Genomic DNA, 10,096 nt, shown 5'->3' with positions numbered 1-10,096 from the left:
GTCAACCCGTGGGGAAGACCCTCACCCTGACCCTCTCCCAAAGGGAGAGGGGACAAACACGGACCTACCGCGATGCCGCGGGGCCCATCTGCATGATCGCGGCCGAGGTATTCGCCGGCGAACCCTGCACCGCGGGCTCCTGCTGAGCCGGAACCTCGGGCGCCTGCGTCCCGGTGGCCATGTCCGTGCTCTCCGTCTGCGCGGCCACGGAGGGCCGCGTCTCGGCCGGAGTGGAGGGGACTTCCTGCGTGGCCACGGCGGGGGCCTGCTGCTCGAGCTCGGGAGGCATCCGGCGCGGCGGAAGGACCAGGGGCGGCGGGACTGGGCAGCGGGTGCAGGGGCCCCGCAGGGGCACCGCGAGCACCTGGCCGATGCGCAGGAACACGCCGCGCATCCTGTTGGCCTTCTTGATGGCGTTGATGCTGGAGCCATAGCGCAGGGCGATGCCACCCACCGTGTCGCCCGAGCGCACGCGGTGCATCTGGATGTTCTTGTCCGGCTGCAACGCGAGCAGCGGGGCCACGCGGCGGCCCAGCTCCTGGGCGCGCGGATTGAAGAAGCGCACGTGGAAGTGATCGCGGTGGCCTCGCGCGTGCTTCACCAGCGACTTCGCCCCGGCGTTGAAGAGCGAATCCAGCCACTCCTTGCTCTCGCCCTTGCGCAGCGCGTAATCGTACAGGACCTTCTGCACGCGCTTGTCCACGAGGATCATCTGCGCGTCGGTGTGGATGGCGAGCGCCTTGAGCAGGGCCCAGTTCAGCTCGAGATCGATGTGGTTCTCGCGCGCGCGGACGCGGACGGGCTCGGCGGTGGGGTAGTAGAAGCCCAGGTCCACGTCCCGGCCGTTCTGGTGGCTCTTGTGCGGGCGCAGGTAGCCGCCCTCGCGAGAGCTGAGCTGGTTGACGCGCAGCGGCGGCGCCCTCGGATACTGGGCACGCACCTCGCGGATGGCCGTGGCGATGTAGTCCACCGTCTCCTTCGTGCCCCACGCCAGCTCGGGCGAGACCACGATCCACTCATTGTTCTCCGACGGGGGCACGCGCACGGAGTTCACCATGCGGCCGCTCTCCACGAACCCCACCGAGATGGAGCCCAGCGTGGCCGGATCCTTCTTCCACATCTCCGTCAGCTGCTCGTCCGACAGCTCCGCGGTGTAGAGCGGCCCGTTGGGGGTCACGCCGTTGGCGGCCGTCGCCTCCGAGGCCTCTCCCTCGTCCGCGTCGGGGGTGTCCGCCAGCTCCTCGTCGTCGGCGGCCTCTTCACTCTCGGTGGAGGCCTCGGCGGCCACGAGCGCCGCGTCATTGTGCTCGACGACCTGCGTCACGGCTTCCGGCAGGGGCCCCGGGGTGGCGGCGGCTTCCCGCGAAGCAGCCGACGCCAGTGCGGGCTGGACGGCCGCCTGTCCAGGAGACGTCGACGCCTCCTGCTCCGAGGCCGTCACCTTCGACGGAGAGACAGTGGGAACAACGTGCGCGGTGCAGCCGGCGCACAGCAACAGGATGATCCAGGATGTAGAACGCACTCGGCGCGGAGCATTACCCGAAATTGTTCCAGGCCAAAGGAAACCGTCGGCGCCGGCTCGGATTCCAGGCAGGCGCCGCTCGGGAATTTGACGCGGGGCAGGGAGTTCGTTCCGCCTTTCGTGGCCTGCTCCCTCTCTTGCTCCCCCAGTCAAATCGGGTACTTCGACCCTACCCGCGATGACCCGTCGCGTCAGGGTCTGGTGCCGGGGCGGCGGTTGACGCCCCGGGGGCGGAGTGGGCGAAGTAGGCGGACCCGCAACGTTCATTCATCTCCACCGGGAAGGACATGACCCCTCTCCGTATGATTTCGCGATTCACCGGCGCCCTGATTCTCACCGCGGGAGCCCTCCACGCGCCCGCTTCCAGGGCCGCGCAGGTTCCCGTGACCAATGCCGGCTTCGAGGCGCAGGCCGCCTCGGGGCAGCCCACCGGCTGGAGTGTGACGGGCGGGGGCAAGGTGGCCTCCAGTCCCGAGACCAAGGCCGAGGGGGCGCGGGGGCTCGTCATCGAGAACCCGGCCACCGGGGCCGAGACCACCGTGCAGTCCGAGCCCGTGAAGCTGCAGGTGGGCCGCCTCTACCGCCTCAGTGCGTGGGTGCGGACCCGTGGCGTGCAGGCGGATCCCCAGGCGCGCTACCCGACGGCGCTCGGGGCCTGCCTGTCCATGAAGAGCTTCCCCTTCACCAACTGCTCGCCCACCCTGGGCGCGGACCAGGACGGCCGGGTCTCGGTGCTCTTCTTCGCCATCCAGGGCACGGATCGCGTGCAGCTGCACCTGGGCCGCAACGGCAAGGCCAGCGGCACCGCCTGGGTGGATGACGTGCGCCTGGAGGAGGTGGACGACATCACCGCCTACCTCCCGCTGGAGTCGGTGCGCTGGGCCGGCAAGGGCTTCCGCTATGACGATGGCGGCTGGAAGTACGTCCACATCGAGGGCGAGCCCTACGAGCGCGGCCAGCAGTACGGCGAGCTCCTGGCCGACGACATCGTCCGCTACATGGAGAAGGTGGGCATCCAGAAGAACCGCCAGGACGCGGTGAACGGCTGGAGCCAGGTGCGGCTGCTCACCGACTCGCTCTTCCTGCGCAAGTACGATCCCGAGTACCTCGAGGAGATGAAGGGCATCGCCGACGGCGTCAACAAGGCCGGCGTGAAGTTCAAGGACCGCGAGCTGGATGTGCTCGACGTGGCGGCCCTCAACTCGGTGGTGGACCTGGGGCAGCTCGAGGACGCCAACCGCGTGAGCGCCACGTCCCTGTCCGGCCGCGTCTTCATGAAGGCCGAGGACGAGACGGCGCGGGCAGGCGAGGGTGACCACTGCTCGTCCTTCGTGGCCACGAAGTCCGCGACGAAGGATGGCCAGTTCATCATGGGGCAGATCTTCATGTGGAACGGCTACACGGGCGTGCACTGGGACGTGATCGCCGACGTGCAGCCCACGAAGGGCCACCGCTTCGTCATGCAGACGTTCCCGGGAGGCATCCACAGCGGCGCGGACTGGTTCATCAACGACGCGGGCATCGTCATCGGTGAGACCACGGTGGGCCAGACGCCCTTCAATCCCGATGGCACGCCGCAGAGCAACCGCATCCGCAGGGCGGCCCAGTACGCCAACTCGATCGACGACGTGGCCCGCATCCTCAAGGATCGCAACAACGGCCTCTACACCAACGACTGGACGCTCGCGGACGCCAAGACGGGCGAGGGCGCCTGCCTCACGCTCGGCACGAACAAGACGAAGCTGTGGCGCACGGGCGGCGCGGGCAAGAAGGCCGAGACCCCGGGCAACCTCAAGGACTTCATCTGGGCCAACAACAACAACCGCGACCTGGAGGTGCGCAAGGAGTACCTGTCCAACCCCCAGAACGCCCCGGTGGACCTGGCCTTCAACACGTGGAACCGGGACATCGCCTTCCAGGAGTACTTCGAGCGGCACGGCAAGGGCGGCATCGACCTGGAGAACGCCATCCGCATGATGGCCTCCAGCCCCATCAACCGGCCCCATGCCTGTGACGCCAAGCTCACCACCGGCGAGATGGCCGGCAAGCTCGTGTTCATCGCCCACTACGGCAAGACGACCCTGCGCGAGAAGATGGTGGGTGGCCGGTGGATCCAGGACCTGCCCGGTGCCACGCCCCACCTGACGCTCGGCTACACCACCTTCAGCCCCATCTTCGTGGCGGACAAGCTGAAGGAGGCCCTCGCGAGGTCGAGCACCCTGAAGGAGGAGAAGGCCCCCGCCTCCAAGCGCGATACCTCGAAGGTGAAGGAGGCCCTGGGCTTCGACAAGAAGCTGCTGTGGGCCAACACCCTGTTCCCCGCCACCGACGGTGAGAACTGGCTCGTGAGTGGCACCGCCGCCTACTGGAACCTGCTCAACAAGCTTCCGGACTCGGCGGACAAGGCCTTCGATCAGCAGCGCGATGCCCTGGCGGATCTCAATACCCGGTACCTGTACCTCTCCTCGCGCGAGGGGGATGTGGTGCCCGCGGCCACGCGCACCTCGTACAACCGCTATGGCACGTACGCCATCCCCCGCCTCAAGGGCACCTTCCTGCTGCACCAGCTGCGCCTGATGCTGGGCAACAAGGCTTTCTCCAAGGTGATGAGCACCGTGCACGCGCGCTACGCCAACAAGAACATCACCACCGCGGAGTTCGTGCGCACCGCGTCGGAGGCCGCGGGGAAGAACCTGGCACCCTTCATCGCGCAGTGGGTGGAGCGCGGCGGTCTGCCCGAGCCTCGCATCCGTGCCAGCAGCACGAAGGCCAAGGACGGCTACGACGTGACGGTGAAGGTGGAGCAGGGCGGCAAGCCGTACCACTTCGTCACCACCGTGGAGCTGTTCACGGCGAAGGGCTCGACGCTGGAGCGGGTGGAGGTGAAGGGCGCGAGCGACACCTTCACCTTCCACGTGGCCGAGCGGCCGGTGCGCGTGGTGTTCAACACGACGAATGACATCCCCGTGCCGCGCGAGCACTTCCAGGTGCTGTCCAACGCGATGGACGACTTCAGCCGGCTGCTCTTCGTCCACGGCTCGGCGCGTGGGGTGGAGGCGGATCGCACGCTGACGCTCAACTTCCGTGATGTCGTGGCGGATGCCTTCATGGACGTGCTCGCGCCGCTGAAGCCAGACGCCGAGGTGACGGACCAGGAGCTGGCGAGCCGGGATCTGTTCGTGCTCGGAGGCGCCGAGGACAACGGGCTGGTGGCGCGGCTAGCGGCGGAGAAGGAGCTGCCGGTGGAGATCGGCCGCCGGTTCTTCCGCTGGCAGGGGAAGACGTACGGCCGCTCGGATGACGGGCTCGCGGTGGCGCTGCCCAACCCGTGGAACGCGAAGCGGACGCTCTACCTGTACCTGGCCAACAGCGGCCCGCAGCTGTGGCACATGACGCGCGCCTTCATGCCGGGCCAGCTCCAGGGCTGGGCGCTCTACCGGGGCGGAGAGGTGAGCGCCAAGGGCTACCACGGCCTCGACGCGCTGGCGGTGGAGCTGACGGAGTCCCCGGCCCCCGAGCTCAAGCCCATCGGCTCCGCGGCCGGGGCGAACTGAGCCCGGGCATCACAGGGCAGGGGAGACAGGTTCTCATCCTGTCTCCCGGACGGGCGGCCTACACCGCGAGGCGTGGGGACGAAGCGTCCTCCGCCCGCGGATTCAGGAGCACGAGCCGCGTGGCTTCCCGGGCCCTCACCCGGAGCGGTTGGCCGACCTCCAGGAGCGTGGAGTCCCGCTGGGTCACCACCAGCCCCGCGTGCTCGAAGTCCACCGCGCCCGACAGCACGAACAGGTGGGTGCCCGCCTCGATCTTCTGCCACTCCTGCGGCTTCAGCTCGCGGTGCTCTCCAGAGCGCAGCAGGGAGAGCCGGCGCGTGCGCCCCAGGTGTCCGTAGCCCTCCAGCCCCCGCACCACATCATCGAAGCGCCGCTCGGCGAGCGTCTTCCACATCCGCTCGCGCAGGTGCTCATTCCCCTCGAGCAGCGGCAGGAGCGACGAGCGGGGAATGCGGATGAGCGTCGATGCCGTCGCCGTGCGGACGGTCGCCGTGCGGCGCTCGCGGGTGAGCAGGGCCAGCTCCCCGAACACGGCGCCGCTGCCCAGCTCGTCCATGAGCTTCCCTCCCTCGGCCAGCACATGGACCCTGCCGGTCTCCAGCAGGTACAGCTCGTCACTGGCACTTCCCGCCTGGAAGACCTCCCTGCCCGCGGGCAACACGAGGAGCTCCGCGCGCCCGGCCAGGCCGCGCAGGGTGGCCTCGTCGAGCTGGGCGAAAAGCGGCACGTGGCGCAACGCGTGGACCACCAGGGAGCGGCCCAGGAGCGCCCCGAGCCGCGTGCCCAGCGCCCGGGCCGCCAGTCTCTCCATGGATTGACGCAGCCGCCGCTTCAGCAGGGCGCGGGCCATGCTCAGCACGGTCTCCAGGGTAAGGGGCGCCACCGTCAACAGTCCGTGTCCTTCGGCATGCCCGGTCGCGGTCTCGAGGAAGTAGAGCGCCTCGGGCCTGTCGCACGAGGCCCACGTCTCGCGCTCCACCTCCGAGTCGAAGAGCTGCGCGTGGACGGCGTAGAGGGTGTCGGTGAGCTGGTGCCGCGCCTCGGCGGATAGGGAGGAGGGGAGGATGACCTCGGTGCTCGTGATGCGGGACATGGCGGCCTCGATGCCAGGGCCTCGCGTGTGGGTTTCGCGCCCTGACATGAAGCACTCTGCCCTGGAGGCGGCCGGGGGGCTGTGACGGTGTCGATACCCGGCGAGTGAGCTTCATCACAGAAGAGGAATGTCTCCACCGGTCCGGCTCGCGTTCCGCTCCCGAGTGGCTCGGGTGAGGAGGCCTGATGAACTGGGTTAACCTCCGGCTCCATGGCGGAGAGAAGTACGGGACTCGCGAGGCCTTGGCTGGAGCTCGACATCGGCACGGCGGACTCGGGCCTGCGGGTCACGGTCCGTGGTAGCCGTGGGGAGAGACCCGAGCCCGGAACCCTCGGGCCGGAAGTCACTTCGGAGCGCCTGCGGGCCTTCGCCGACAACCTCCGGGCCATGGCCCGGAGACAGTCGCCGATGGAGGAGCAGCTCGAGCAGGCCCAGGCCTTCCACGGTGCGCTCTTCCAGGGCGCGGTGCAGCAGGTGCTGCTGCCCTTGCGCGAGGCCGCGAAGGACGGCCCGGTGCTCCTGCAACTGGGACTGACCGAGCCTCTCCTCCAAGCCTTCCCATGGGAGGCGCTGTGCGAACCCCGGACGAAGCGCGGCTTCCTGGGCAACTCGACGGACGTGCTGGTGGTGCGCGGCGTGGCCTCGACGCAGCCCTGGCTGCCGCGTGAGGTCCAGGGCGCGGTGCGGGTGCGAGCCCTCGTCCCCCAGGAGACGAACGCGCCCGCGCTCCGCGCGCTCCAGGGGGCCCTGCACGAGAGCATCGCCTCGGGCGAGGTGGAGTGGTTGGAGCCTGTCGTCGGCCCGCGCCTCCAGCCGCGCTACCTCCCCGAGTTGCTGCGCCGCGAGCCCATGCCTCACGTCCTCCACTTCCTGGGGCACGGTGGCGTGAAGGCGGACGGGACGCCCGTGCTGCAACTCGTGGACGCGGAGGGGGAGGAGCGCTGGTTGGAGGTGGAGTCCCTGGTCGAGCAGATCAAGGCCAGCGGGCTCCACAAGCACCTGCGCCTCATCGTCCTGGACGCGTGCGAGGGTGCCCAGCCGGGTGCCTTCGCGAGCGCGGCGGAGCTGCTCGCCCGGACGGGAGTGGCCGCCGTGGTGGCCCACCTGTGGCCCGTGCGCAATGACGTGGCGCGCCTGTGCTCGTCCACCTTCTACCGGTCGCTCACCGGGGCCAACGCTCCCCAGAAGGGTGACGTGGCGCTCAGCCTCCACGAGGCCCGGCGCATGGTGTTGATGGAGCACGGCACCGCCGAGGCCTTCTCCCCCGTGCTGTACCTGCGCGGCCACGACTCCGTCCTCTTCGACTTCAAGCATCGCAAGGAGCTGAAGGCGCCCGCGCCCGCGTCGCGCATGGACAACCCGCTGGCGCTCGCGCTGGAGCGGCTGCTGGAGGGCCCTTTCTCGCTGCTGCTGGGAGACCATGGGGAGCACCAGGGGCCCGCCCGGGACGGCTTCTATCAGCGGCTGCGCGAGGAACTCGCCCACGCGGGAGTGGATCCGCCTCCCGAGCACCTGTCCACGAGCGCGCTGGCCCAGCAGTACCTGCTGCGCCTGGGGGAGAAGGAGCTGGACTTCGTCTTCCAGGAAACGCTCGGAGGGGATGAGACTCCGCCGCCCCTGCTGGAGCAGTTGGCGCGTGGGTTGTGGCCCGGTGTCCACGTCACGCTGCTGCGCCTCCCCCTGCTGGAGTGCGTCCTGGCCGAGCACCGGCCCGAGCTCACGCTGTATGTCATCCAGCCGCCGGAGCCCGGGGGAAAGCGGGCCACGGTGATGCGGCGCGAGGCGGGCGGCAAGCGCTGGGAGCGGCTGGCCCGGCCTCCGGCGTTGCTGGACCTGGAGCGCGAGCTGGTGGTGCTGCGGCTGTACCGGGGCTATCTGCCCCCGAATCTCCATGATCGGCCGTTGCTCACCGAGGATGACTTCCTGCTGGGCGTACACGCGCTGGAGCAGATGCTGCCGCCGGATCTGGCGGATGCCATCCAGAGCGCGCTGCTGCGCAACCCCGCCCTGCTGCTGGGGATGTCGATGCTCAGCTGGGACCACCGGATGCTGCTCTACCGGCTCTTTGGGTCGAACGCCTTGCCGCCGGGGAGCCTCGCGGTGGTGGAGCCCGGTGGGCAGCAGGAGTGCGGGATGTGGGAAGAGGGGCGGGGGTTGCCCGGCAAGGCCCCCTTGCGGAATGTCTTCGAGGCGAGCGCCGAGGTACTCACCGCGTTGCTCGAGGCCCGGGGCTCGGGAGGGCGGACGTCATGAGCGCGGAGATGGACTTCAATCCCTTCCTGGGGCCTCGTCCCTACAGTGGGAGTGATGAGGACCGCAGGCGCTTCACGGGCCGCCACGAGGTAACGCGGCGGTTGATGAACCGCGTCCTCGCCCATGCCTGTGTCACGCTGCACGGGCCCTCCGGGGCGGGCAAGTCCTCGCTGATGCAGGCGGGAGTGATTCCCCGGCTGAAGCAGGAGCACGACTTCCGGGCCGTGTCCGTGGATGGCTGGCCCGCGGGCGAGGCGCCCCTGCCGTGGTTGGTGCGGGCCCTGTTCGCGCAGCTCGATCTGGGCGAGGTGCCCGCGGACCTTCCCGCCGCCGAGGCGCTCGAGCGGGCGGTGGAGCTGGCCGAGGAGCGCTCGGAGCGGCCGGTCCTCATCTTCCTGGATCAGCTCGAGCAGCTCCTCCTGTCAGGGCATGAGATGGAGGCGACGGAGGAGTTCCTGGAGGGAGTGGATGCGCTGGCGAGGAAGACGTCCCAGAAGCTGCGCATCGTCCTGTCGCTGCGCGAGGACTACCTGGGGCGCTTCCGGGACAGGGCGCGAGGGTGGAGGACGCTGCTGGAGGGAGGCTTCCGGCTCGGGCCGCTCACGGTGGGGGAGTTGCTGGAGGTGGTGCTCCACCTGGTGACCCTGGGCCAGCCCTCACAGCGCTGGGACAGGGAGGAGACACGGGAGCTGATGCTGCAGGTGCGGATGCCCGGGCAGCGGGCGACGGACGAGGCCGAGGTGCAGGCGGCGTTCGCCCAGATCGTCTGCCGGGCGCTCTGGGTGGAGCGGGCGGCGGGAAGCCGCGTGCGAGCGGTGGATGCGGAGAACATCCTGCACAGGTACCTGGAGACGACGTTGGCCGAACTGGGTTCCTTGATGCCGGCGGCGCAGCGGCTCCTGGAGGAGCACCTGGTGGCCGCGGATGGTAGCCGGGCCCTGTTGACGGAGCCGGAGGCGAGGGCCGCGCTTCCTCGGGAGCAGGCGGACTCGGTGCTCGGCAGCCTGGAAAGAGCGGCGGTGCTGCGTGCAGAGGAGCACAACGGCAGTCGGTACTTCGAGCTGGGGCATGACTGGCTGGCCCGGAAGGTCTTCGACTCCAAGCAGCAACGTGAGCAAGAGGCGGAACGGAGACGTTTGCTGGTGGAGCGCCGGAGGCTGCGGCTCATCGTCACGGGAGCCGTGGGGCTGGTGGTGTTGATGGGGGCCTTGTTTGTCTGGGGCGTTTTCCAGACAAAGCGGGCGGAAGAGCAGGCACAGCGTGCTCGCGTCCTTGGCATCATGGCGAGTGCGCGAGAGTTGCTCGAGCGTGGGCAGGTCGCGAAGGCGGGCAAGCTGCTCCTTGAGATCATTCAGCCGGAGCAGGTGAGAGAATGGATTGGTCTCTCGCATGAAACGCTGAAACTGAGTGCTCAAGAGGTCTCACGGCCTTGTCCGAGATGTTTCGGTGCTTCTTTCAGTCCAGATGGACAGTTCATTGTGACGGCCTCTGGAGACAAGACGGCGCGGGTGTGGCGAGTGGACGGACAAGGCGAGCCGGTGGTGCTGCGCGGTCATGAGCAAGGGGTGTCGTCCGCCGTGTTTAGCCCCGACGGACAGCGGGTGGTGACAGCCTCCGAGGACAAGACGGCGCGGGTGGTGACAGCCTCCGAGGACAAGACGGCGCGGGTGTGGC

At 69.1% G+C, this 10,096-nt stretch carries 5 protein-coding genes; 3 read left to right on the top strand and 2 right to left on the bottom strand.

The window, feature by feature from the left end:
* Window positions 1-64: 64 nt before the first annotated feature.
* Window positions 65-1,522, bottom strand: coding sequence for a penicillin-insensitive murein endopeptidase (locus Q664_RS10765; RefSeq protein WP_235216646.1), 1,458 nt, complete (start codon window positions 1,520-1,522; stop codon window positions 65-67).
* Between the two features lie 302 nt (window positions 1,523-1,824).
* Here Q664_RS10765 and Q664_RS10760 point away from each other — a divergent pair, with 302 nt between their 5' ends.
* Window positions 1,825-5,076 (top strand): C45 family autoproteolytic acyltransferase/hydrolase, encoded by a 3,252-nt coding sequence (locus Q664_RS10760; protein WP_235216645.1) that lies wholly within the window; start codon window positions 1,825-1,827, stop codon window positions 5,074-5,076.
* A gap of 58 nt (window positions 5,077-5,134) precedes the next feature.
* Here Q664_RS10760 and Q664_RS10755 read toward each other — a convergent pair whose 3' ends face one another.
* Entirely contained in the window at window positions 5,135-6,169 is a 1,035-nt protein-coding gene (locus tag Q664_RS10755; RefSeq protein ID WP_052517943.1) for a cyclic nucleotide-binding domain-containing protein, read from the bottom strand.
* A 210-nt stretch (window positions 6,170-6,379) separates the two neighbouring features.
* Here Q664_RS10755 and Q664_RS10750 point away from each other — a divergent pair, with 210 nt between their 5' ends.
* Window positions 6,380-8,422 (top strand): CHAT domain-containing protein, encoded by a 2,043-nt coding sequence (locus Q664_RS10750; RefSeq protein ID WP_043393147.1) that lies wholly within the window; start codon window positions 6,380-6,382, stop codon window positions 8,420-8,422.
* On the top strand, window positions 8,419-10,096 hold a 1,678-nt coding region (locus tag Q664_RS60740), incomplete at its 3' end, for an nSTAND1 domain-containing NTPase (RefSeq protein WP_043393144.1). The genes Q664_RS10750 and Q664_RS60740, both read left to right, overlap by 4 nt.

Source organism: Archangium violaceum Cb vi76, from assembly GCF_000733295.1.
Taxonomy (GTDB): Bacteria; Myxococcota; Myxococcia; order Myxococcales; family Myxococcaceae; genus Archangium; species Archangium violaceum.
This window is presented reverse-complemented; position numbering and strand designations above follow the sequence as displayed.

Coding starts and splice junctions, on each gene's coding strand:
- Q664_RS10760 (WP_235216645.1), top strand. CDS start 1,825: ATGATTTCGCGATTCACCGGCGCCCTGATTCTCACCGCGGGAGCCCTC.
- Q664_RS10755 (WP_052517943.1), bottom strand. CDS start 6,169: ATGTCCCGCATCACGAGCACCGAGGTCATCCTCCCCTCCTCCCTATCC.
- Q664_RS10750 (WP_043393147.1), top strand. CDS start 6,380: ATGGCGGAGAGAAGTACGGGACTCGCGAGGCCTTGGCTGGAGCTCGAC.